Below are 21,569 nucleotides of genomic sequence, written 5' to 3'. Positions count from 1 at the left end.
TCAGCATCGTTTATTCCCAAGGTAGTCCTTCAATGTCCTTCGCTGAGCAACTAACCCGCCTGCAAGCCTTCCTCGACGCCGATGAGCTGCATGACGAGGCGCTGGACTACGTGGCCGCCCACGGCTACCTGACCGCCCTGTCGATTTCTTCCGACATCGTGCCGGACCGTGAGTGGATCGACGCCTTGTTCGCCGAAGAGCCTCATTACGCTGACGCCGCCCAGCGCGAAGAGATCGAAGCCACCCTGCTCGCCCTCAAGGCCCACATCGGTCGCCAACTGGCCTCCGACGAGGAATTCGAGCTGCCGTGCGACCTCGACCTGGGCGAAGAGCCGGACGACTCCGACCTGCGCGGCTGGTGCATCGGCTTCATGGAAGGTGTGTTCCTGCGCGAAGCCGCCTGGTTCGAAACCGCCGAAGAAGAAGTCAGCGAAATGCTGCTGCCGATCATGGTCGGTTCGGGCCTGTTCGACGACCAGCCGGAGTTCTCCGACATCGCCGCCGACGCCAATCTGATGGACGACATGATCGTACAGATCCCGGAAGCCCTGACTGCCCTGTACCTGCTGTGCAACGCCCCCGACGAAAAACCGGCGCTCCTCAAGCCACGTCACCACTGAGTCGCACGCCCGTGATCGCCATGGGCAAGCGCTCGCCGCTCCTGCGTTACGCACTGCTGGCCATCGGCTGGCTGAGCGTAGCGCTGGGGGTGATCGGCATCTTCCTGCCGGTATTGCCCACCACCCCCTTCCTGCTTCTTGCCGCCGCCTGCTTCGCGCGCAGCTCCCCGCGTTTCTACGCCTGGCTGGTGGAACACCCGCGCCTGGGCCCATGGATTCGCGACTACCTGGACGGCAATGGCATCCCGTTCAAGGGTAAGGTCTACGCTATCGGCCTGATGTGGCTGAGTATCGGTTTTTCCTGCTACCTGGTGCCTCTGCCGTGGGCCCGCGGCTTCATGCTGACCAGCGCGGTGCTGGTGACGATCTACATCCTGCGCCAGAAAACCCTGCCGCCGCGCTGAGCCTCTTTAACACCGTGCCCTGCGACATTAGTGCTCACAAGACCTTGGTCGACACTGACTAATCCCCAGGCATCATGCGAGACTGTCCAACCGGGCCCGAAATGCCTGGGCGTGTTTCTGTCCGGAGTTACCATGACGCTGTCCAGCGGGCTGATCGCCGCCGTTGCCTTGGCCTATATGGCCATTATGTTTTCCATCGCCTTTTACGGTGACCGCCGCCATGCGCCGTTGCCGCCGCGCATGCGTGCCTGGGTGTACAGCCTGTCGCTGGCCGTTTATTGCACCAGTTGGACCTTCTTCGGCGCCGTAGGCCAGGCGGCCGAACAACTGTGGGCGTTTATACCTATCTACCTGGGACCGGTGCTGTTACTGGTATTCGCCCCCTGGGTCCTGCAAAAGATGATTCTGATCAGCAAGCAGGAAAACATCACCTCCATCGCTGACTTTATCGCCGCACGCTACGGCAAATCCCAGTCGTTGGCGGTGGTGGTCGCGCTGATCTGCATGGTCGGCGTGTTGCCTTACATCGCCCTGCAACTGAAGGGCATCGTACTCGGGGTGAACCTGCTGATCGGTGCCGGCGCGGATGCCACCGGCACCCGCGCCCAGGACACGGCGCTGATCGTATCGCTGGTGCTGGCGCTGTTCACCATTGTCTTCGGTACGCGCAACCTCGACGCCACCGAACACCACCGTGGCATGGTGCTGGCGATTGCCTTCGAGTCGCTGGTCAAGCTGTTCGCGTTTCTCGCGGTCGGCGTGTTTGTGACCTACGGCCTCTACGACGGTTTCGACGACTTGTTCAGCCAGGCGATGCTGGCACCACGCCTGGAGGAATACTGGAACGAAACCGTCAACTGGCCAACGATGGTGGTACAGACCGGCGTCGCGATGATGGCGATCATCTGCCTGCCCCGGCAGTTTCACGTCACCGTCGTGGAAAACATCGACCCCCAGGATTTGCGCCTGGCCAAATGGGTTTTCCCTGCGTACTTGATCCTCGCCGCGCTGTTTGTCGTACCGATCGCCCTCGGCGGCAAAATGCTCTTGCCCGGCTCGGTGCTACCCGATTCCTACGTGATCAGCCTGCCCTTGGCCGAAGCCCATCCAGTCCTCGCCCTGCTGGCGTTCATTGGCGGCGCGTCGGCCGCCACCGGCATGGTGATTGTGGCGAGCATCGCGTTGTCGACCATGGTGTCCAACGACATGCTGCTGCCTTGGCTGTTGCGCCGCTCCAGCGCGGAACGGCCGTTTGAAGTGTTCCGCCACTGGATGCTCTCGGTACGCCGCGTCAGCATTGTGCTCATCCTGCTGCTGGCGTATGTCAGCTACCGATTGCTCGGCTCCAGCGCGAGCCTGGCGACGATCGGCCAGATTGCCTTCGCCGCGGTGACCCAACTGGCACCTGCCATGCTCGGCGCGCTGTATTGGAAACAGGCGAATCGACGCGGCGTGTTTGCCGGCTTGGCGGCAGGCACGTTCCTGTGGTTCTACACCTTGGTCCTACCGGTTACCGCGAAAAGCCTGGGCTGGTCGCTCAGCCTTTTCCCCGGCCTGACCTGGTTGCATTCCCACCCGCTCGGCTTGCCCCTCACGTCGCTGACCCTGGGCACCGTGTTCTCCCTGGCGGGCAACTTCACACTGTTCGTCTGGGTCTCGATGCTTTCGCGTACCCGGGTGTCCGAACACTGGCAGGCCGGGCGCTTCATCGGCCAGGAAACCAGCCAACGCGCCAGCACTCGCTCCATGTTGTCGGTCCAGATCAGCGACCTGCTGAGCCTGGCCGCGCGCTTTGTCGGCGAAGAACGCGCGCAGCAGAGCTTTATCCGCTTCGCCTATCGCCAGGGCAAAGGCTTCAACCCCAACCAGAATGCCGATAACGATTGGATCGCGCATACCGAACGCCTGCTGGCGGGTGTACTCGGCGCCTCTTCGACTCGCGCAGTCGTAAAGGCCGCGATTGAAGGTCGGGACATGCTGCTGGAGGACGTAGTACGGATCGCCGACGAAGCCTCCGAAGTGCTGCAATTCAATCGGGCCCTGCTGCAAGGCGCCATCGAAAACATCACCCAGGGCATCAGCGTGGTGGATCAGTCCCTCAAGCTGGTGGCGTGGAACCGCCGTTACCTGGAGCTGTTCAACTACCCCGAGGGATTGATCAGCGTCGGCCGGCCGATTGCCGACATCATTCGCTATAACGCCGAGCGCGGCTTGTGCGGACCGGGTGAGGCCGAAGTGCATGTGGCGCGACGCCTGCACTGGATGCGCCAAGGCCGCGCGCACACCTCCGAACGCCTGTTCCCGAATGGACGGGTGATTGAACTGATCGGCAACCCGATGCCCGGCGGCGGTTTCGTCATGAGCTTCACCGACATCACCGCGTTCCGCGAGGCCGAACACGCACTGACCGAGGCGAACGAGGGCTTGGAACGACGGGTCACCGAGCGGACACACGAGCTGTCGCAGCTAAACGTGGCGCTCACCGATGCCAAGGGCGTGGCCGAGTCCGCGAACCAATCGAAGACGCGCTTTCTCGCAGCGGTCAGCCATGACCTGATGCAACCGCTGAACGCTGCACGCCTGTTCTCCGCCGCCCTTTCCCACCAGAACGACGGCCTGTCGAACGAAGCCCGGCAACTGGTGCAACACCTCGACAGTTCGCTACGTTCCGCCGAAGACCTGATCAGCGACCTGCTGGACATCTCGCGCCTGGAAAACGGCAAGATCAACCCGCAACGCCAGCCGTTCGTGCTCAACGAACTGTTCGACACCCTCGGCGCCGAATTCAAGGCGCTCGCCCAGGAACAAGGCCTGCGCTTCCGCTTGCGCGGCAGTCATTTGCGCGTGGACAGTGACATCAAGTTGCTGCGCCGGATTTTGCAGAACTTTCTGACGAATGCTTTCCGCTATGCCGACGGCCCAGTGCTGCTGGGTGTACGCCGACACCAGGGCGAGTTGAGCCTGGAAGTCTGGGATCGCGGCCCCGGCATTCCGCAGGATAAACAGAAGGTGATTTTCGAGGAGTTCAAACGTCTGGACAGCCACCAGACCCGCGCCGAAAAGGGCCTCGGCCTGGGCCTGGCGATTGCCGATGGCCTGTGTCGCGTATTGGACCATCGCCTGAGCGTGCGCTCATGGCCGGGCAAGGGCAGCGTATTCAGCGTGCGCGTGCCGCTGGCTCGCAACCAGACCAGCACACCGGTCAAGACCGCGCAGGAAAGCGGCCTGCCCCTGAGCGGCGCGCGGGTGCTGTGTGTGGATAACGAAGAAAGCATCCTGATAGGCATGCGCAGCCTGCTGACGCGCTGGGGCTGCGAAGTATGGACCGCCACCGACCAGGCACAGTGCGCGGCGCTGCTGGCCGACGGCGTGCGCCCACAACTGGCGCTGGTGGATTACCACCTGGACCACGGCGAAACCGGCACGGAGTTGATGGGCTGGCTACGCACACAGTTGGCGGAGCCGATTCCCGGCGTGGTCATCAGCGCCGACGGTCGTCCGGAGATGGTGGCGCAAGTGCATGCGGCGGGGCTGGATTATCTGGCCAAACCGGTGAAGCCGGCGGCGTTGCGCGCCTTGCTCAGCCGGCATCTGCCCCTTTGATCAGCCACCTATTCGGGCAGGTGCGCCACCCCGTCGGAGTCGGTCATTGCCCGCTCCAGCAAGTCGGCGGGCAAGCTTTTGCTGGCGCGGGCGCCGAGCAACCTTAACTGTTCGGTGCGGCTGACCAGATTACCGCGACCATCTGTCAGCTTATTCCGCGCTGCGCTGTAAGCCTTATCCAATTGCTGCAGACGGTTACCCACTTCATCCAGGTCCTGGATAAACAGCACGAACTTGTCGTACAGCCAGCCGGCGCGCTCAGCGATTTCCCGGGCGTTCTGGCTCTGGCGTTCCTGCTTCCACAGGCTGTCGATGACCCGCAGGGTGGCGAGCAAGGTGGTGGGGCTGACGATGACGATATGACGGTCGAAGGCTTCTTGGAACAGGTTGGGCTCAGCCTGCAAGGCCGCCGAAAAAGCGGCTTCAATCGGCACGAACAGCAACACGAAATCCAGGCTGTGCAAGCCCTCCAGGCGTTTGTAGTCCTTACCGGCCAAGCCTTTGACGTGATTGCGCAGAGACAGCACATGCTGTTTGAGCGCCGCCTGGCCGATCACCTCGTCGTCCGCCGCCACGTACTGCTGATAGGCCGTCAGGCTGACCTTGGAGTCCACCACCACCTGTTTGTCACCGGGCAACATGATCAGCACGTCCGGCTGGAAGCGCTCACCGTCCGGACCTTTCAGGCTGACCTGGGTCTGGTACTCGCGGCCCTTCTCCAGGCCGGCGTGTTCCAGCACGCGCTCAAGGATCAGTTCACCCCAGTTGCCCTGGGTCTTCTGGCCTTTCAGCGCACGGGTCAAATTCGTGGCTTCGTCCGACAGACGCAGGTTCAGTTGCTGCAGGCGTTCAAGCTCCTTGCCCAGGGAAAAGCGTTCGCGGGCTTCATTCTGATAGCTTTCTTCGACACGTTTTTCGAAGGACTGGATGCGTTCTTTCAAGGGATCGAGCAACTGTCCGAGGCGCTCCTGGCTGGTTTCGGCGAAGCGCTGCTCGCGTTCGTCGAAAATCTTCCCGGCCAGTTCGGCGAACTGCGCCCGCAATTCGTCCCGCGAGCCCTGCAGGTCGGCGAGGCGTTGCTGATGGCTGTCCTGTTGCTCGCGCAGCTCCGCACGCAAGGCCGCCGACAACGCGTCAAGGCGACGCAGTTCGGCTTCCTTGGCGCTGCGGTCGAGGTTCCAGGCGTGGGCGGCGTCGCGGGCATTGTCGCGATCGATCTGCAGCAATTCGACTTCGCGGCGCACGGCGGCCAGGTCTGCCTGCTTGGCGGCGTTGGCCTGGCTGAGGTCGCTGATTTCGTCACGGCTGGCGTCCAGTTGGGCCGCCAACCCTTCCTGGGCCAGTTGCGCGGTGGTCAGGCGCTCTTCAAGCAATTCCCAGCCGGCCATGCGCGCGGCCAGACGGCGCTGAAGCTGCCAGCACACGGCCAATAACGGCACTGCCGCGCCAGCAAGTCCCAGGGCAATACTGGTCCAGTCAAAAGCCATAGCCATGTCTGCCATCACCGAAAAAGAGCAAGGTTAACCAAGCAAGGGGGTTGAGGACAGCTCAGTCTTCGACCTGGCCCAATTCACGCTGGGCGCGGCGGTCACCGGCACGGGCAGCCAGGCGCAGCAGGTCGTGGCCGATGCGGCGGTCGCGGGCATTGTCGCATTCGCGGCACATCAATTGGCCGAGTCGGCTTTGCGCTGCGACCACGCCATCACGGGCCGGCTGTTTGAGCAAGCGCCCGGCAAAATGTTTGATGTTGGTGCTGTGACCAAGACGCGGGCTGTCGAGCAACCACAAGGCCACTTTCAAGGAGAAACGTTTGGGTGGGGTAACAACCGGAGGGGTGTCGGTAACAGAAGATGATACTGAGCGAAACTTCATAAAGCACTGCGGGACAGAACGGAAGGCGCGCCACTCTACTCTTTTTTTCGTACAGGTAAAGCCGAAAAAACCCTGCACGCCCGTGCTAGAGCAAGCGCTCGGGACAATCCACAGAAGCTGTGGATAACTCAGTGGACAACCCACCTTTAACTCGCGCAAAGCCCCATGGAATGGGGGCCGCAGTCAAACTGACGATTTTTTCACCAATAAAAAAAAGCGATATTTTTCATTGACTTAAATTTTCATTACAGGCAAATGGGGCCCGATGGAAACACTTGACAGAACGGTGACACATACCGTGAACAATGTGTACAAGTCCCTTTGCTCCGGTTATATCGCCAAGGTTTTTTGATCCGACATGGCTTGAACATGTTACTGGCACGGCCAGGCAGGGACTTTTCAAATTCAATGCGGGTCGCCACACTGCCGCACCTACAACGCAACCATGTACGGGTCGATGAAAGGAATTCTGTTATTCACCGTGTTGCTGCTGGCCATTTGCGCGACCTCCCTGGGAATCAACGCCGCTCTGCCTTCGCCGGACGGCGCATTGTTTGCGATCGCGATCCTGCTCTCCGCCGCGTTCACCGCCGCCAGCCTGTGCATCGAGTTGGGCGAGGGCCGGATCAATGACATGGGCGATGTCATGAAAATGATCGAGACCGGCCAGTCCCTGCGCCTGACCCTGGCCGCGTATGCGCTGGGCTGCTCGCTGGCGGCAGCCGTCACGGTGCTGGTGTATCACGGGGTGCTGGAGGGCTGACTGAAGTTTTTTTACCGATACGCTTCCATTCCCCGCTTCGATCCGTTACTATCCGCGGCGTTAGTACCAAGCTGAAAGTCAATTCTGGTCGAACAACTCCCCTGAACAACACGGGATCGACCACCTTGATGGTTTCCAGGTATCACTTGCGACGACACAGCCTTTGAACAAGCAAAGGGTGTCGCGAAGTCTCAATACTCTGACCGAACCAACCTGCCAATTGATCAGGATCTTCACCCCGGGCCCAGAACCTTAGCCCCTGTTGTGTTGCCTGCCCTCCTAAGTACCTACCTGCCAGCCCAAGCGCGCCTAAACTATTAGCGCTTCAAACTGGCTGCTTTGTTCCAGTCGGGTTCTTCGTTCGATCAATAGTGATCGACGTCACTGGAACGTTTTAACGTTGCGCGGTTCTTAACCGTGTCATTTGTAGGAACACCCATAATATGTCCACTCAAATCCATACTCAGGACGCCATTCGCGCCCTCACCAACGCTTTTGCACCAATGAACTGCCTGATCATGGCCGCTCGCAAAGGCTGCTTCAGCTTCACCCTGGTCAACGAACACGGCATCGCTCGTCACAGCGAACGCCTGTACCCCGATCAATACTCCAGCGCAGAGCCGCTGCAGGCCGTGATCGAGCGTACCCGTCAGGCACTGATTGCCTGATCGACCGAAGTTGCTGAAACCCAAAAACCCTGTTTAACAAGCAGGGTTTTTTATTGCCCGGTATTCAGGTTTTGAATATTTGCACTCAGCACGAATAGATATAAACGTTATAACTGAATAAAGAAGATGTTTTTAAAACAGTCCTTTACACCACGAATATGACACTACACTTCAACTCAAGCGGCATGATCCGCTTCCGACGGGCCTGAGATCCGATCCACCGCTGCCAAGCCCCCACCCGCTCAGGCTTCGTCGACCACTTTCACGGATAGAGGCGAGTATGGGTATCGCTGCCAGCGAATTGTGTCGTTATGTGATCAGGCCGACGCTTGTTTACCTCGGGCGCCACGACCAGACCGCTGAATCCCTGCTGCTGGGTATTGCCGCCAGCCAGTCGGAACTTGGCTCCGCCTTGCACGACCGTCGCGGCCACGGCCTCTACAGCATCTCCGACCAGCGTCACCGCGCCTTATGGGACACCTACCTGGCGCTGGACCCCGAACGCGCCAGCCTGGTACGCGGCTTGGCCAGCCAGCACGCCTTCCTTGGCGCGCCCCAGCTTGAGCTGACCGTCAACCTGCGTTATGCCACCGCCATCGCCTGGTTACTGGTGGAACAACAGCGCCCCGCCTTGCCCGAACCGGGTGACATATTGGCCATGGCGCGTATCTGGAAAGAAATATTTCACCCTCAAGGCCGTCTTCGCGATTTCACCCACGCCTGGAAAACCTGTGTTTCATCCATGAATCAGGTGACCTGCTGATCGGGCAATTTACAAAATCCGGTAAAATGCGGCGATTTTGGTAGGATTGTCCTACAAAACGGCTCTATCTCCTGTGTTACAGCCTATAGCGCGATGTGTAATTTGTTGATACTTTCCGCTGCGGTGATCACACGGAGTTCTAATAATGAAAAAAGTAATGCTCAAGACCACACTTAGCCTCGCCGTTGCCATGGCCTCTTCCCACGTCTTCGCAAGTGGCTTTGCCCTTAACGAACAAGACGTCGCCGGGATGGGTACGGGCTTCGCAGGACGCTCTTCTACCGCCGAAAACGCAAGCACTGTCTACGGTAACCCTGCTGGTATGGCTCGCCTGGAAGGCCAACAAATTACCGGTGGTTTCGCGGTGATCGATGCCTCCACCGATATCAAAGATGCCGGCGGCCGTTCCAGCGGGACCAACAAAGGCGACATGGTGCCTTTCACTGGCGTACCTTTCGGTTTCTACACCAACAAACTCAACGATCAATGGTCTATCGGCTTCGGTGTTTATGCACCGTTCGGCCTGAAAACCGACTACGAAAGTGGTTTCCAAGGTCGCGGGTTTGGTAGCAAGAGCGAAGTATCGGTCATCACCTTCCAACCGACTGTCAGCTACGCGTTCAATGATCGCGTGTCCATCGGTTTTGGTCCGACCATCAACCGTATCGACGGCACCCTGGAATCGCGGCCGAGCCTGGCTGGCCTGGGGATGCCAGGCGACAACAAAGTCAAAGTCAAAGGCGACGACACCGCCCTGGGCTTTAACGCCGGTATCCTGGTTCAAGCCACCGATACCACTCGCGTCGGCCTGACCTACCACTCGGCAGTGAAGTACAAACTCGAAGGCCACACCGACGTCACCAAAGCGTCCACGGTTCCATCACGAGTGCTGGCCAATAACCGCTACGACGCCTCATTGAAAGTCGACACGCCTGAATCCTGGGACCTGTCGGTGACTCAAGACCTCAGCGACGCCTGGAAACTGTATGCGGGTGCGACCTGGACTCGTTGGAGTCGCTTGAAAGACATCACCATCAAAAACGAAGGTGTGACAGCGGCTAGCGGAGGCGCATTGGCACCTGCGCTTGTCGGCACTATCACTGAACCGCAGAACTGGCACGACACCTGGGCTTACGCCTTGGGTACCTCGTATCAGGTCACCAAGCAGGTGGTACTGCGTACCGGCCTGTCCTTCGACCAGTCGCCAACCAACAACACCGATCGTTCGCCGCGCATTCCTACCGGTGACCGGACCATCTTCAGTGTTGGTATGGGTTACGCAGTGACGGAAGACCTGACCGTTGACGTGGCTTACTCCTACCTCAAGGAAGAGCCGGTCAAAGTCAACAAATCCAACGCACTGGGTTCCTACAGCTCCAAATACGAAAACAGCGCCAACGGTTTCGGCCTGGGCGTGACTTACAAGTTCTGACCTGCTTGCGCATAAAAAGCCCCGCTCTCCGGTAAAGGAGGCGGGGCTTTTCAATGGGTAACGATCAGGGTTTCGACGCCAACGCTGCCTCTACCGCCTTGAGCAAGTCCGGACTGTCCGGCTTGGTCAGGCTGGAAAAATTGGCGATCACCTTGCCCTGGCGATCCACCACGTACTTGTAGAAATTCCACTTTGGCGCGCTGCTCTGCTGCGCCAGCACCTTGAACAGATGCACTGCGTCCGGCCCCTTGACCGCCTGCGGCTCGGTCATGGTGAAGGTGACGCCATAATTCACGTAGCAGACCTTGGCGGTTTCCTCGCCGGTCTTGGCTTCCTGCTTGAAGTCATCGGACGGCACACCAATCACTTCCAGCCCCTGGTCCTTATAGCGCTGGTACAGAGCCTCAAGGCCTTTGAATTGCGGCGCAAAGCCGCAGAAACTGGCGGTATTGACGATCACCAAAGGCTTGCCGGCAAAGCGCTGGCACAGGTCGATGGATTCCTTGGCGCGCAACTTGGGCAACTGCCCCTCCAGCAACGGCGGGCAACTGGCGGCCATCGCCGCACCGCTAAAAGCAGCCATCAGGACGGGTACTGCAAGCCAGCGCATCTGCATGTCGTGTGTCCTTCAAAATAGTCAGACCACGAACTTAACAGATCGACATACCCAGTTGCATCAACGCCAGCCCACCGCGCTGCCAGCCCCACCATGCCAGAAGCAGCAGCAGCGTTGCCGCCGCGGCCCCAACGAACCAATACCCATTGGAACTCATGCCGCCTCCATCTGCGTCTGCAACCGCGCCACCGGCCGCTCGCGCACCGGCCAGTTCAGAGCGGCGGCGAGCAGGCTCAAGAGAATCGCCACTTGCCAGATCAAATCGTAGTTGCCGGTTCGATCATAGACCACCCCGCCCAACCAGCCACCGAGGAACGAACCGAGCTGATGGAACAGGAACACGATCCCACCGAGCATCGAGAGGTTTCGCACACCAAACAGCGTGGCGACCGTGCCGTTGGTCAGCGGCACGGTGGACAGCCACAGGAAGCCCATCGCCATACCGAACAGGTAGGCCGTGACTTCAGTCACCGGCGCCCACAGGAACAGCACGATCACCACCGCGCGCAACAGATACAAAGCGGTCAGCAGGCGCGGCTTGGACATGCGCCCGCCGAGCCAGCCGGCGGTGTAGGTGCCGGCGATATTAAACAGGCCAATCAAGGCCAATACGGTGGTGCCGGTAGTCGCCGGTAAATGCTGATCGACCAGGTAGGCCGGCAGATGCACGCCGATAAACACCACTTGGAAACCGCAGACGAAAAAACCGAACGCCAGCAACCAGAACCCGGAGTGAGAACAGGCTTCCTTCAGTGCTTCACGCAAGGTTTGCTGGCCGGCCATGACGGGCAGCGGCCGATCCTTGAGCATGCTCACCAGCGGCAGAATCAGCGCCACCATCAAGCCCAACGCCAGCAGCGCCGCCGACCAGCCCAACCAACTGATCAAACCCAGGGTGCCCGGCACCATGGCGAACTGTCCGAAAGAACCGGCGGCGCTGGCAATGCCCATGGCGATGCTGCGTTTTTCCGGCGGCACCGCACGGCCGACCACGCCCAGGATCACCGAGAATGAAGTGCCGGACAGGCCGATACCAATCAACAAACCGGCGCTCAACGACAGTGACCAGGCCGAGTCGGACATGCCCATCAATACCAGGCCGACGGCGTACAACACCCCGCCAACCAGCACGGCCTTGCTCGCCCCAAAACGGTCGGCCAGGGCGCCGGTGAACGGCTGCGCCAAGCCCCAGATCAGGTTCTGCAGGGCGATAGCGAAGGCAAACGTCTCACGGCCCCAGCCGAATTCGGCGCTCATCGGTGCCAGGAACAGACCGAAGCCATGCCTTACACCCAGCGACAACGCCAGGATCAGCGCACTTCCCACAAGAATCCAGCCACTGGTGCGCCACATCGAAGTCATTTCTTATTCTCCATTTACGGGTATATACCCGCTTGTAGTCGAACAAACCCGCGCTCAGGCAAGTTCATCCAGCAAGGCCAACAGGGTTTCGCGTTTTTCCGCGCCCAGCCGATCAATCAATTTCTGCTGCGCCGCCTCCCACGCTGGCAACGCTGCGGCCAGTCGTTCTGCACCGGCTTCGGTCAACAGCACCAGGCGGTTGCGCAGATCGTCGCCTTCGACCAACCGCACCAGGCCTTCGCCTTCCAGCACGCGCAGGTTGCGCCCCAAGGTACTGCGATCCAGGCCCATGGCGTCGGCCAGGCTGGAAATGCTCGGTTGATCGAGACGCTGCAAATTGCACAGCAGAGAATACTGGGCGACGTTGATCCCGAAGCCGTCGAGAGCGCCGTCGTAATGCCTGCTGACGCCACGGGCGGCACGTCGCAGGTTGGTGCATAAACATTGGGAGGCAAGCATGGAACGTGTATATACCCGCGATTAAGGAAATGCAAGCAAGTGTTACAGCGCCAATCCGACCACAACCGCCACTTCCAGCAGCTCCAGCAGGGCGCCAGCGGTGTCCCCGGTGGTGCCGCCGAGACGCCTGACCATCAACTGACGCAAGCCGATAAAACACAGCGCCGCGAGCAGGACCGCGATCCCACCGCTGAAACCACCGATCAGCAGGCAGGCCAGGCCGCTGAGGATCAGCACCTGCTGGCCGACAATCCTTGGTAAGTGGTCCGACAATGCCTGGCCCAATCCTCCGGCACGCACATAGCGCGTGGTGAGAAACAGCGCGAGCATCGACGCACGCCCGATCAGCGGCGCGAGGATCAGTGCCGCGCCGTTGTGCTGCTCGATCAGCGCCACCAGGGCGGTGAACTTGAGCAGCAATACCAGGCCGAGGGTGACCACGGCGATCGGCCCGCTACGCGGGTCCTTCATGATGGTCAGGGTGCGTTCGCGATCGCCGAACCCACCGAGCCAGGCGTCGGCGCTGTCCGCCAGCCCGTCCAGGTGCAAGCCGCCGCTGAGCAACACCCAGGCCGTCAGTAACAACGCGGCGTGCAGCAACAACGGCGCGCCCGCCAGCGCGAGGTTCAGGCCCCACAACAGCAGACCGAACAACAGGCCCACCAGCGGATAAAACAGCAGTGAGCGCCCCAGTTCCTGGGGTTGCGGCATGCCCGGCAGACGAATCGGCAGGCTGCTCAGGAACTGCAAGGCGATCCAGAACGGCAGCATGTTCAGCGCCCTTCCTTCAACGCGCCGTCAGCCGCAACCTGCAGGCTGAACAGTGCGCCATGGGCGACTTCGACATTCAGCAACTGCGCTCGGGGCAAACCGCGCGCCCGGGCCAGCAGCAGACGCATCACGCCACCGTGGCTGATCAACAACACACGCTGTCCGGCATAAGCCTGATGCAAGCGTGAGACCGCGCCGAGAACCCGATCGGAAAAGTCGCTGACACGTTCACCGTCAGGTGGCGTGAAGCTATAGGGGTCGGCCCAGAACGCGCCCAGCCCGTCGGCGTCGGTCTCCATCAACGCCGCCGCGCTCTGCCCTTCCCAGGCGCCGAAGTGCAATTCCTGCAGGGCCTTTTCCAGGCTAACCGGCACCTTGAGTGTTGCGCCCAGTTCTTGCGCGAACCGCGCACACCGTTGCAGCGGCGAACTGATCAATCGGTCCCATGGGCCCTGCCCGGCCACCGCAGCACGCATCTGCGCCCAGCCGTTTGCGGTGAGCGCATCGTCGAGGTTGCCGCGCAGGCCACCGCCCAATTCGGTTTCGCCGTGGCGCAACAGGTCCAGGTGCAAGGTCATGCCGGGCGGTCCGCCACGGCGGCTTCGGCGAATGTCGCCATCTGCCCGTGCAGCGCGCAGGCCAGGCGCAGCAGCGGCACCGCCAACGCCGCGCCGCTGCCTTCGCCGAGCCGCAGGCCGAGTTCGAGCAACGGTTGCGCGTCGAGGCAGTGCAGCACGTGGCGATGGCCAGGCTCGGCGCCGCGATGGCCGAACACCAGCCACTCCCGGCACGCCGGGTTCAGCCGCGTGGCGACCAACGCGGCAACGCTGCAGATAAAGCCGTCCACCAGCACCACGATGCCGTCCTGGGCGCAGGCCAGATAGGCACCGACCAACGCCGCGATCTCCAACCCGCCGAGGTTGAACAGGGTGTGCAGCGCATCACCGCGTTGCGCGGCATGCACCGCCAGTGCGCGTTCGATGACGATGACTTTGTGGCTGACACCCCGGGCATCCAGGCCGGTACCCGGCCCGGTCAAATCGCTCACCGGGCAATCGAGCAAGGCACACGCCAACGCGCTGGCGGCGGTGGTGTTGCCGATCCCCATCTCGCCGCCGATAAACAGCTGTGCGCCGCTCGCCAACGCACGGCGCGCGCTGTCGCGACCGGCCTGCAGCGCCAGCCGCCCTTGCGCCTCGGTCATCGCCGGGCCGTTGACGAAGTTGGCGGTGCCCGCTGCGATATTCAAGTGACGCACGCCGGGCAGGTTCAGCGACGGCGTCACCGTGCCGAGGTCGATCACTTCCAACTGCGCCGCCAGTTGCTGCGCCAATACGCTGATGGCCGCACCGCCGGCGACAAAGTTATGCAGCATCTGCCCGGTGACTGCCTGGGGATACGCCGACACGCCTTCGGCCACCACGCCGTGGTCGCCGGCAAAGATGGCGATCCACACCTGCTCCATCGCCGGTTTGACCCGGCCTTGCAGGCCGGCCAACTGCACCGCCAACGCTTCCAGGCGGCCGAGGGAGCCGGCCGGCTTGGTCAATTGCTGTTGGCGCGCCAAGGCGTGTTGATACGCCGAAGCGTCGCTGGCCTTGCACGGGTTGAGCCACCAGGTTTCCGTCATAACGCAGTACCTTTCAAAGTCAGGGGCAGGCCGGCAACGGTCAGGACAACGCGCTGACACCGTTCGGCCAAGGCTTGATGCAGCCAACCGGCTTCATCCACATAGCGGCGAGTCAATTCGCCCAGCGGCACGACACCCAAACCGGTCTCGTTGCTGACAAACAGGATTTCACCTGGCAATGAGGCCAGGCTTTCGAGCAATTGGTCACGCTCAAAAGCCAGACGCTCGGGGTTATCGAGCAGCAGCAGATTGGTCAGCCAGAGCGTGAGGCAATCCACCAGCAGGCAGCGCTCGGGCGCGGCGTTTTCGCGCAGCACCCGTGCCAGTTCGATCGGTTCTTCGATCAGGCCCCAGTGATCCGGGCGGCGCTGGCGATGCAGGGCGACACGCTGGTTCATCTCGCCGTCCAGCGGTTGGCTGGTGGCGATATAAATGACGGGCAACGCGCTGTCGCTGGCGAGTTTTTCCGCCAGGCGGCTCTTGCCGGAACGGGCGCCGCCGAGAATCAGTTGGAGCATGGGATGGCACCTCGGTATTCGAGCCGGGCTCGGTCAACGGTGGGAGCTGGCGTGCCAGCGATGCAGACACCTCGGTGTCTCAGGCAAACCCTCAAATCCCACACAACCTGCGCAACAGCGCGGTATCCAGATGCTGTTCCACCAGGTCGGCCAACCGTTCGATGTCGCGCTCGCGCAGGGCGTGGTAATCGACCTCCTGCACCGCCTGCACACCGGCCCAGCGCAACAAGGCGCTGCACGCGGCCGGGGTTTCGAATACACCGTGCAGATAAGTCCCGAGGATTTGCCCGTCGGCGCTCTGGGCGCCGTCATGTCGGCCATCGTCCAGATGCACAGCAGGACGTTCCAGAGCCGCGCCGGACGTCACGCCCGCATGGATCTCATACCCACTGACCTCGGCGTCCTCCAGCAACAGGCGCCCACGCACATTGCGCAACTGCTTCTCTTGCGCCAGCGTCGTACTGAACGCCAGCAGCCCCAGACCGTCACTGGAGCCGGCCGGCCCCTCGAGCCCGAGCGGGTCATGCACCTGCTCGCCGAGCATCTGCAACCCGCCGCAAATTCCCAGCACCTTGCCGCCGTAGCGCAAGTGCCGCGCCACCGCAGTGTCCCAGCCATTGGCGCGCAGGTACGCGAGGTCACTGCGCACGCTTTTCGAGCCCGGCAGAATAATCAGGTCGGCGGCGGGAATCGGCTGGCCCGGGCCGATGAACTGCAAGTCCACCTGGGGATGCAGGCGCAGCGGGTCAAAGTCGGTGTGGTTGCTGATGCGCGGCAACACCGGCACGACCACCTTGAGCACCTCGGCCGCCTTGTCGATCTGACGCTGGTCGATGCCGTCTTCGGCCTCCAGGTGCAGGTCCATCACGTAGGGCAATACGCCAACCACCGGTTTGCCGGTGCGCGCTTCCAGCCAATCCAGCCCTGGCTGCAACAAGGCGATATCGCCGCGAAAGCGGTTGATGATGAAGCCTTTGACCCGCGCCTGTTCGGTCGGCGAAAGCAATTCAAGGGTGCCCACCAGATGCGCGAACACGCCGCCGCGATTGATGTCGGCGATCAGCAGCACCGGGCAATCCACGGCCTCGGCGAAGCCCATGTTGGCGATGTCATTGGCACGCAGGTTGATCTCCGCCGGGGAGCCTGCGCCTTCCACCATCACCACCGGGTAGGCGTCGCTCAAACGCGTGTGGGACGCCAGCACCGCCTGCATCGCGATGGCTTTGTAGTCGTGATAGGCCACTGCGTTCATGCTGGTCACGGCGCGGCCATGGATGATCACTTGGGCGCCGGTGTCACTGTTGGGTTTGAGCAGCACCGGGTTCATGTCGGTGTGCGGCGCCAGGTTGGCGGCCTGCGCCTGCACCGCCTGGGCGCGGCCGATTTCGCCGCCTTCGGCCGTCACCGCGCTGTTGAGCGCCATGTTCTGCGGTTTGAACGGCACCACCGCCACGCCCTGGCGCACCAGCCAGCGGCACAAGGCGGTGACCAGGGTGCTTTTACCGGCATCGGACGTCGTGCCTTGCACCATCAGCGTACTCATACCGCGTCCTTGTAGGCGATCAGGGCCTGTTCCAGGCGCTGCCAATCGGCGTCGGTGTCGGGCAGGCCGAAACGCAGGCTGCTGTCGTGGACAAACAGGCGCAGCAGAATGCCACGCTGGGCCATGAAGTTGTGCATGCGTTCGGCGTGAGGGGTGATCAGCCATTGAAACAGGGCGCAGCCGCCCTGGGGTTGGAAACCTTGGCGCTCGAGCAAATCGAACAAGCGCTGGCCGGCTTCCAGGCAACGGTTGCGTTGCCGGGTGTGCCCGGCGGTATCGCGCAGACACGCTTGACCGATCACCCGCGTCGGCCCGCTGACCGCCCACGGCCCGACCTGTTCGGCCAACAGCTTGAGCAACTTGCGCTCCGCCAGCACAAACCCCAGGCGCACACCGGCCAGGCCGAAGAACTTGCCGAACGAACGCAGCACGATCAGGCCGACCTGATGGGCCTGGCCGGCCAGGCTCAGGTGCGGCGTGACGTCCATGAACGCTTCGTCCACCACCAGCCAACCGCCGCGCTGGGCCAGCCGCGCATGCCAGTCGAGCAGCCGTTGCGGGGTCAGGCTCAGGCCCGTGGGGTTATTCGGGTTGACCACCACCAGCACGTCCAGGCTGTCGAGAAAGAAGTCGACCTCCTGCTCCTGCACTTCGCGCACCACGTAGCCGGCGCGACGCCAGGCCTCGGCGTGCTCGGCATAGCAAGGTGACAGCACGCCGACCTTGCCGCCCCGGCGCAAGCGCGGCAGCAGTTGGATCGCCGCCTGGGAACCCGGCACTGGCAATAAATGCGCGGTGCCATAGTATTCGCTGGCGGCTTGCTCCAGACCGTCGTCGGTTTCCGGCAGACGCGCCCAGGCGCGCAACGGAATCTCGGGGACCGGCCACGGCCAGGGCGCCAGGCCGCTGGACAGGTCGAGCCATTCGGCCTCGGCAATCCCATATTCAATCGCCGCCTTACGCAGCCGGCCACCGTGCTCAAGCATACAATTGCCCCCCGACGCATAGGATCAGCAGCCACAACCATACGCCGCGCTGCACCAGTTGCCAGCCGCGGTCGATGGCGTCCGCATCCGCCGCCGGGCCTTCGCCCAGTGGCGGACGCTGGTGCAGCTCACCGTGATAGATCGCGGCACCGCCCAACTCGACGCCCAAGGCACCTGCCCCCGCCGCCATCACCGGACCGGCGTTGGGGCTGTCCCAGGTCGGGCCCTGACGGCGCCAGCATTTGATGGCCAGCCTGGTTTTACCGAGTACGGCGTAGGTCAACGCCACCAGGCGTGCCGGAATATAGTTCAGTACATCGTCGATCCTGGCCGCCGCCCATCCGAAACGCTCGAAGCGTTCGTTGCGATAGCCCCACATGGCGTCGAGGGTGTTGCTCAAGCGGTACAGCACCACGCCCGGCACACCCGCGACGACAAACCAGAACAGTGCGGCAAACACCGCGTCGCTGCCGTTTTCCAGCACCGATTCGGTGGCGGCGCGAGCGACTTCAGTGCGATCCAGTTCACTGGTCTGGCGACTCACCAGGTAACTCACGCGCCGCCGGGCTTCGTCCAGGTCATCGCCGCGCAGGGCCTGGGCCACCGGGATCACGTGCTCGCCGAGACTGCGCATGCCGAGGGCACAGTACAACGCGAGGATCTCCAGCACCCAGCCGATGTAAGGCGCCCACGATAACGCGGTGGCCAACAGCGTCAACGGCACCACCGCAATAAACCAGGCGGTCACGCCATGGCTGCGCCAGCCACGGCCACCGCTGTTGAAACGCTGCTCGATGCGCGCGGCGAAGTTGCCGAACGCCACCAGCGGATGCCAGCGCCTGGGCTCGCCCAGCAGCGCATCCAGCGCCACCGCAGCGACACACAGCAAGGCCACACTCATTGACGCACTCCCCAGGTATTTTCATACAACATGTCACTCAGCGGGCGCGGTTCGGCCCAGCCTTCGAGCTGCAACATCGGTGCCGGATAGAACGCCTCGACCGGCCCCAGGCACAACACCGCCAAGGGTTTCGCGCCGGGCGGCAAGCCCAGCAGGTCGGCCAGGGCCTGCGGTTCGAACAACGACACCCAGCCCATGCCCAGGCCTTCGACCCGCGCGGCCAGCCACAGATTCTGGATCGCGCAGGACAGCGAGGCCATGTCCATTTCCGGCAAGGTACGCCGGCCGAAGATATGTCGCTCGCGCTCATCCATCAGCGCCGCCACCAGCACTTCGGCGCAGTCGTGGATGCCTTCGACCTTGAGCTTCATGAACGTATCGGAACGCTCGCCCAGGGCCTCGGCGGTGCGTATGCGTTCTTCCTCCACCAACTGTTGAATCCGCCCACGCAATGGGCGATCGCTGATGCGGATAAAACGCCACGGCTGCATCAAGCCGACGCTCGGCGCCTGGTGTGCGGCCTGGAGCAAGCGCTGCAGCAGTTCGGGAGCCACGTCACCGCCGCTGAAGTGACGCATGTCACGGCGTTCGGCGATGGCACGGTAGACGGCGTCGCGCTCGGCCTGGGGGAAAGCGTTGTCGGTCATGAGCCTATCGCGGGCAAGCCCGCTCCCACCGTGGATTCGTGCTGTTGCACAGCGTGCGGTGCGACTCGCTCGGGCGCAAACAGCGCGGCCACGGCCCGGGGGTTGGAGGGGAAGTAGAAGTGAACGTAGGAAGCGGTCAGCCGCCCCTGTCGATACACCGCCTCGGCCCCGCGCCCGCCATTGGGGCTCACGCCACGGGCAATGGGCACCCAGTCGGTGCTGGTCAGCGAGTGGTGATAGGTGTGCCCACGCAACACGCCCTCGGGCAATTCGACGCTTTGCAGAGCCAGCGCCGCGAGCTTCTTTTGCATCACCGCAGCGCCCTGCAGCAGGCCGACCAGTCCGGCGCGGAGGCCGTCGACATCGGTGAGCGAATCCAGCAGATAGAGCATGCCGCCACACTCGGCGAGCAGCGGTTTGCCGGCAGCGTGATGGGCACGGATCGCCTCCAGCATCGCGGTGTTTTCCGACAGTGCCTGGTGATGCAATTCCGGGTAACCACCGGGCAGATAGAGGCTGTCGGCGTCTGGCAATTGGCGATCATGGATCGGCGAGAAGAAGCTCAACTCGGCGCCCATCGCCCGCAGCAGATCGAGGCTGGCACCGTAAGTGAAGGCGAAGGCTTCGTCACGCGCGACGGCGATCCGCACGCCAGCCAGCAACGGTTCGGTGCGGGTTACGGGCGGTGCGGCAAAGGTGACCGGCGGCGGCAACGCAACCTCGCAGCTGCTGCCCAACGCTTGGGCGGCGGCGTCCAGGCGCAGGTCGAGGTCATTCAGTTCGCTGGCTTGCACCAGGCCCAGGTGGCGGCTGGGTAATTCGATAGCGGTCTCGCGGGACAGCGCGCCATACCAGCGCAGGCCTTCGGTGAGGCTGCCTTCGAGCAATTGCGCATGGCGCAGGGTGCCGACGCGGTTGGCCAGCACGCCGGCGAACGGCAAGTCCGGCTGATAGCGTGCCAGGCCGAGGGCCATGGCGCCGAAGGTCTGCGCCATGGCCGTGCCATCGATCACGCCGAGCACCGGCACACCGAAGTGCCGCGCCAGGTCGGCGCTGGAAGGTGTGCCGTCGAACAGCCCCATCACGCCTTCGATCAGGATCAGGTCCGCCTCCCCCGCTGCTTCCCACAGTAGGCGGCGACTTTCCTGCTCGCCCACCATCCACATGTCCAATTGATACACCGGCGCACCGCTGGCGCGCTCGTGGATCATCGGGTCGAGGAAGTCCGGGCCGCATTTGAACACACGCACCTTGCGCCCCAGGTTGCGGTGCAAGCGCGCCAGCGCGGCGGTGACCGTGGTTTTGCCCTGGCCGGACGCCGGTGCGGCGATCAAGACAGCCGGGCAATGGCGGGGCTGATTCAAAGTTCGACGCCTTTCTGTGCCTTGATACCGGCCTGGAACGCATGCTTGAGCATGCCCATGTCGGTGACGGTGTCGCCCATTTCGATCAGTTCAGGTTTGGCGCCACGGCCGGTGACCACCACGTGCTGCATCGGCGGGCGGGCCTGCAGGTCGCTGAGGACCTGATCGAGGTCGAGGTAGCCGTGCTTGAGCGCGATGTTCAGCTCATCCAGCACCACCAGGCCGATGCTCGGGTCTTGCAGCAATTGGCGGGACACCGCCCAGGCGGCCTCGGCGGCCGCGATGTCGCGCTGGCGGTCCTGGGTTTCCCAGGTAAAGCCCTCGCCCATTACATGGAAACGCACTTGCTCGGGGAAACGGCGGAAGAACAATTCTTCGCCGGTGCTGTTGCGCCCCTTGATGAACTGCACCACGCCGCACTGCATGCCGTGGCCCATGGCGCGGGCCAGCATGCCAAACGCCGAGCTACTCTTGCCTTTGCCGTTGCCGGTCAGCACCAGCAGCAAGCCGCATTCGTTCGGGGAATTGGCGATGCGTTCATCGATCACGGCTTTTTTGCGCAGCATGCGCGCCAGATGGCGTTCGTCGCGCTCGGGGGAATCGGTCATGGCAGCTCTCCGTTGGGGCTGGACAAAAAACGGCGGGCA

The 21,569-nt window shown here is 62.5% G+C and carries 23 protein-coding genes; 7 read left to right on the top strand and 16 right to left on the bottom strand.

Features of this window, described 5'->3' with window-relative positions; all coding sequences use genetic code 11:
• Positions 1-32 precede the first annotated feature (32 nt).
• From ACP7E3_RS17650 to ACP7E3_RS17640, 3 genes are all read left to right on the top strand, one after another.
• Positions 33-620 carry a YecA family protein gene (locus ACP7E3_RS17650; protein ID WP_017845347.1) on the top strand — a complete coding sequence of 196 codons (588 nt, stop codon included), beginning with the start codon at positions 33-35 and terminating at the stop codon, positions 618-620.
• Positions 621-640: 20 nt separating this feature from the next.
• A complete protein-coding gene (locus tag ACP7E3_RS17645) occupies positions 641-1,024 on the top strand; it encodes a YbaN family protein (protein ID WP_128192288.1) in 384 nt (127 codons plus the stop codon).
• A gap of 132 nt (positions 1,025-1,156) precedes the next feature.
• Positions 1,157-4,627, top strand: a complete 3,471-nt coding sequence (locus ACP7E3_RS17640; RefSeq protein ID WP_128192289.1) for a hybrid sensor histidine kinase/response regulator — start codon at positions 1,157-1,159, stop codon at positions 4,625-4,627.
• 8 nt (positions 4,628-4,635) lie between these two features.
• On the opposite strand, the gene rmuC is transcribed toward ACP7E3_RS17640, so the two are convergent.
• Positions 4,636-6,000, bottom strand: coding sequence for a DNA recombination protein RmuC (rmuC, locus tag ACP7E3_RS17635; RefSeq protein ID WP_164887036.1), 1,365 nt, complete (start codon positions 5,998-6,000; stop codon positions 4,636-4,638).
• Positions 6,001-6,175: 175 nt separating this feature from the next.
• Complete coding sequence (locus tag ACP7E3_RS17630; protein WP_057003854.1) at positions 6,176-6,499, bottom strand: hypothetical protein; 324 nt, start codon at positions 6,497-6,499, stop codon at positions 6,176-6,178.
• 457 nt (positions 6,500-6,956) lie between these two features.
• Here ACP7E3_RS17630 and ACP7E3_RS17625 point away from each other — a divergent pair, with 457 nt between their 5' ends.
• The 4 genes from ACP7E3_RS17625 (at position 6,957) to ACP7E3_RS17610 (ending at position 10,125) form a co-directional block, all read left to right on the top strand.
• Positions 6,957-7,262: a hypothetical protein gene (locus ACP7E3_RS17625; RefSeq protein ID WP_057003853.1), complete on the top strand. Its 306-nt coding sequence runs from the start codon at positions 6,957-6,959 to the stop codon at positions 7,260-7,262.
• 443 nt (positions 7,263-7,705) lie between these two features.
• Positions 7,706-7,930: a hypothetical protein gene (locus tag ACP7E3_RS17620; RefSeq protein WP_017845341.1), complete on the top strand. Its 225-nt coding sequence runs from the start codon at positions 7,706-7,708 to the stop codon at positions 7,928-7,930.
• A 280-nt stretch (positions 7,931-8,210) separates the two neighbouring features.
• Positions 8,211-8,693 (top strand): hypothetical protein, encoded by a 483-nt coding sequence (locus ACP7E3_RS17615; RefSeq protein ID WP_046382493.1) that lies wholly within the window; start codon positions 8,211-8,213, stop codon positions 8,691-8,693.
• A 145-nt stretch (positions 8,694-8,838) separates the two neighbouring features.
• Entirely contained in the window at positions 8,839-10,125 is a 1,287-nt protein-coding gene (locus ACP7E3_RS17610; RefSeq protein WP_057003852.1) for an OmpP1/FadL family transporter, read from the top strand.
• A 64-nt stretch (positions 10,126-10,189) separates the two neighbouring features.
• Here the strand turns inward: ACP7E3_RS17610 and ACP7E3_RS17605 are convergent, their stop codons facing one another.
• The 14 genes from ACP7E3_RS17605 to cobO all read right to left on the bottom strand — a co-directional run bounded on the left by ACP7E3_RS17605 (position 10,190) and on the right by cobO (position 21,530).
• On the bottom strand, positions 10,190-10,741 hold the full coding sequence (locus tag ACP7E3_RS17605) for a glutathione peroxidase (RefSeq protein WP_017845338.1): 552 nt from the start codon (positions 10,739-10,741) through the stop codon (positions 10,190-10,192).
• 34 nt (positions 10,742-10,775) lie between these two features.
• Positions 10,776-10,898 carry a hypothetical protein gene (locus tag ACP7E3_RS17600; protein WP_017845337.1) on the bottom strand — a complete coding sequence of 41 codons (123 nt, stop codon included), beginning with the start codon at positions 10,896-10,898 and terminating at the stop codon, positions 10,776-10,778.
• Positions 10,895-12,094, bottom strand: coding sequence for an MFS transporter (locus ACP7E3_RS17595; RefSeq protein ID WP_162231515.1), 1,200 nt, complete (start codon positions 12,092-12,094; stop codon positions 10,895-10,897). The genes ACP7E3_RS17600 and ACP7E3_RS17595 overlap by 4 nt, the downstream gene beginning before the upstream one ends.
• 63 nt (positions 12,095-12,157) lie before the next feature.
• Positions 12,158-12,562: a MarR family winged helix-turn-helix transcriptional regulator gene (locus ACP7E3_RS17590; RefSeq protein WP_017845335.1), complete on the bottom strand. Its 405-nt coding sequence runs from the start codon at positions 12,560-12,562 to the stop codon at positions 12,158-12,160.
• Between the two features lie 42 nt (positions 12,563-12,604).
• On the bottom strand, positions 12,605-13,333 hold the full coding sequence (locus ACP7E3_RS17585; RefSeq protein ID WP_017845334.1) for an adenosylcobinamide-GDP ribazoletransferase: 729 nt from the start codon (positions 13,331-13,333) through the stop codon (positions 12,605-12,607).
• Between the two features lie 2 nt (positions 13,334-13,335).
• On the bottom strand, positions 13,336-13,911 hold the full coding sequence (gene cobC, locus ACP7E3_RS17580; RefSeq protein WP_108524703.1) for an alpha-ribazole phosphatase family protein: 576 nt from the start codon (positions 13,909-13,911) through the stop codon (positions 13,336-13,338).
• On the bottom strand, positions 13,908-14,963 hold the full coding sequence (cobT, locus tag ACP7E3_RS17575) for a nicotinate-nucleotide--dimethylbenzimidazole phosphoribosyltransferase (protein ID WP_426123857.1): 1,056 nt from the start codon (positions 14,961-14,963) through the stop codon (positions 13,908-13,910). The genes cobC and cobT overlap by 4 nt, the downstream gene beginning before the upstream one ends.
• Entirely contained in the window at positions 14,960-15,481 is a 522-nt protein-coding gene (gene cobU, locus ACP7E3_RS17570; RefSeq protein WP_017845331.1) for a bifunctional adenosylcobinamide kinase/adenosylcobinamide-phosphate guanylyltransferase, read from the bottom strand. Before cobU ends, cobT begins: the two co-directional genes overlap by 4 nt.
• A 91-nt stretch (positions 15,482-15,572) precedes the next feature.
• On the bottom strand, positions 15,573-17,024 hold the full coding sequence (locus ACP7E3_RS17565) for a cobyric acid synthase (RefSeq protein ID WP_017845330.1): 1,452 nt from the start codon (positions 17,022-17,024) through the stop codon (positions 15,573-15,575).
• Positions 17,021-18,010: a threonine-phosphate decarboxylase CobD gene (cobD, locus tag ACP7E3_RS17560; protein ID WP_017845329.1), complete on the bottom strand. Its 990-nt coding sequence runs from the start codon at positions 18,008-18,010 to the stop codon at positions 17,021-17,023. The genes ACP7E3_RS17565 and cobD overlap by 4 nt, the downstream gene beginning before the upstream one ends.
• Positions 18,003-18,911 carry an adenosylcobinamide-phosphate synthase CbiB gene (gene cbiB, locus ACP7E3_RS17555; RefSeq protein ID WP_017845328.1) on the bottom strand — a complete coding sequence of 303 codons (909 nt, stop codon included), beginning with the start codon at positions 18,909-18,911 and terminating at the stop codon, positions 18,003-18,005. The genes cobD and cbiB overlap by 8 nt, the downstream gene beginning before the upstream one ends.
• Complete coding sequence (gene bluB / locus ACP7E3_RS17550; RefSeq protein WP_046382487.1) at positions 18,908-19,558, bottom strand: 5,6-dimethylbenzimidazole synthase; 651 nt, start codon at positions 19,556-19,558, stop codon at positions 18,908-18,910. Before bluB ends, cbiB begins: the two co-directional genes overlap by 4 nt.
• Positions 19,555-20,922, bottom strand: a complete 1,368-nt coding sequence (locus tag ACP7E3_RS17545; RefSeq protein WP_426123853.1) for a cobyrinate a,c-diamide synthase — start codon at positions 20,920-20,922, stop codon at positions 19,555-19,557. Before ACP7E3_RS17545 ends, bluB begins: the two co-directional genes overlap by 4 nt.
• Complete coding sequence (gene cobO / locus ACP7E3_RS17540) at positions 20,919-21,530, bottom strand: cob(I)yrinic acid a,c-diamide adenosyltransferase (RefSeq protein WP_046382485.1); 612 nt, start codon at positions 21,528-21,530, stop codon at positions 20,919-20,921. The genes ACP7E3_RS17545 and cobO overlap by 4 nt, the downstream gene beginning before the upstream one ends.
• Between the last annotated feature and the right edge of the window lie 39 nt (positions 21,531-21,569).

The organism is Pseudomonas sp. PSPC2-3 (assembly GCF_049898265.1).
GTDB lineage: Bacteria > Pseudomonadota > Gammaproteobacteria > Pseudomonadales > Pseudomonadaceae > Aquipseudomonas > Aquipseudomonas veronii.
This window is presented reverse-complemented; position numbering and strand designations above follow the sequence as displayed.

What these genes read in the sequence shown, in the direction of transcription:
- ACP7E3_RS17650 (WP_017845347.1), top strand. Translation starts at nt 33, where the DNA reads ATGTCCTTCGCTGAGCAACTAACCCGCCTGCAAGCCTTCCTCGACGCC.
- ACP7E3_RS17645 (WP_128192288.1), top strand. Translation starts at nt 641, where the DNA reads ATGGGCAAGCGCTCGCCGCTCCTGCGTTACGCACTGCTGGCCATCGGC.
- ACP7E3_RS17640 (WP_128192289.1), top strand. Translation starts at nt 1,157, where the DNA reads ATGACGCTGTCCAGCGGGCTGATCGCCGCCGTTGCCTTGGCCTATATG.
- ACP7E3_RS17630 (WP_057003854.1), bottom strand. Translation starts at nt 6,499, where the DNA reads ATGAAGTTTCGCTCAGTATCATCTTCTGTTACCGACACCCCTCCGGTT.
- ACP7E3_RS17625 (WP_057003853.1), top strand. Translation starts at nt 6,957, where the DNA reads ATGAAAGGAATTCTGTTATTCACCGTGTTGCTGCTGGCCATTTGCGCG.
- ACP7E3_RS17620 (WP_017845341.1), top strand. Translation starts at nt 7,706, where the DNA reads ATGTCCACTCAAATCCATACTCAGGACGCCATTCGCGCCCTCACCAAC.
- ACP7E3_RS17615 (WP_046382493.1), top strand. Translation starts at nt 8,211, where the DNA reads ATGGGTATCGCTGCCAGCGAATTGTGTCGTTATGTGATCAGGCCGACG.
- ACP7E3_RS17610 (WP_057003852.1), top strand. Translation starts at nt 8,839, where the DNA reads ATGAAAAAAGTAATGCTCAAGACCACACTTAGCCTCGCCGTTGCCATG.
- ACP7E3_RS17605 (WP_017845338.1), bottom strand. Translation starts at nt 10,741, where the DNA reads ATGCAGATGCGCTGGCTTGCAGTACCCGTCCTGATGGCTGCTTTTAGC.
- ACP7E3_RS17600 (WP_017845337.1), bottom strand. Translation starts at nt 10,898, where the DNA reads ATGAGTTCCAATGGGTATTGGTTCGTTGGGGCCGCGGCGGCAACGCTG.
- ACP7E3_RS17595 (WP_162231515.1), bottom strand. Translation starts at nt 12,094, where the DNA reads ATGTGGCGCACCAGTGGCTGGATTCTTGTGGGAAGTGCGCTGATCCTG.
- ACP7E3_RS17590 (WP_017845335.1), bottom strand. Translation starts at nt 12,562, where the DNA reads ATGCTTGCCTCCCAATGTTTATGCACCAACCTGCGACGTGCCGCCCGT.
- ACP7E3_RS17585 (WP_017845334.1), bottom strand. Translation starts at nt 13,333, where the DNA reads ATGCTGCCGTTCTGGATCGCCTTGCAGTTCCTGAGCAGCCTGCCGATT.
- cobC (WP_108524703.1), bottom strand. Translation starts at nt 13,911, where the DNA reads ATGACCTTGCACCTGGACCTGTTGCGCCACGGCGAAACCGAATTGGGC.
- cobT (WP_426123857.1), bottom strand. Translation starts at nt 14,963, where the DNA reads ATGACGGAAACCTGGTGGCTCAACCCGTGCAAGGCCAGCGACGCTTCG.
- cobU (WP_017845331.1), bottom strand. Translation starts at nt 15,481, where the DNA reads ATGCTCCAACTGATTCTCGGCGGCGCCCGTTCCGGCAAGAGCCGCCTG.
- ACP7E3_RS17565 (WP_017845330.1), bottom strand. Translation starts at nt 17,024, where the DNA reads ATGAGTACGCTGATGGTGCAAGGCACGACGTCCGATGCCGGTAAAAGC.
- cobD (WP_017845329.1), bottom strand. Translation starts at nt 18,010, where the DNA reads ATGCTTGAGCACGGTGGCCGGCTGCGTAAGGCGGCGATTGAATATGGG.
- cbiB (WP_017845328.1), bottom strand. Translation starts at nt 18,911, where the DNA reads ATGAGTGTGGCCTTGCTGTGTGTCGCTGCGGTGGCGCTGGATGCGCTG.
- bluB (WP_046382487.1), bottom strand. Translation starts at nt 19,558, where the DNA reads ATGACCGACAACGCTTTCCCCCAGGCCGAGCGCGACGCCGTCTACCGT.
- cobO (WP_046382485.1), bottom strand. Translation starts at nt 21,530, where the DNA reads ATGACCGATTCCCCCGAGCGCGACGAACGCCATCTGGCGCGCATGCTG.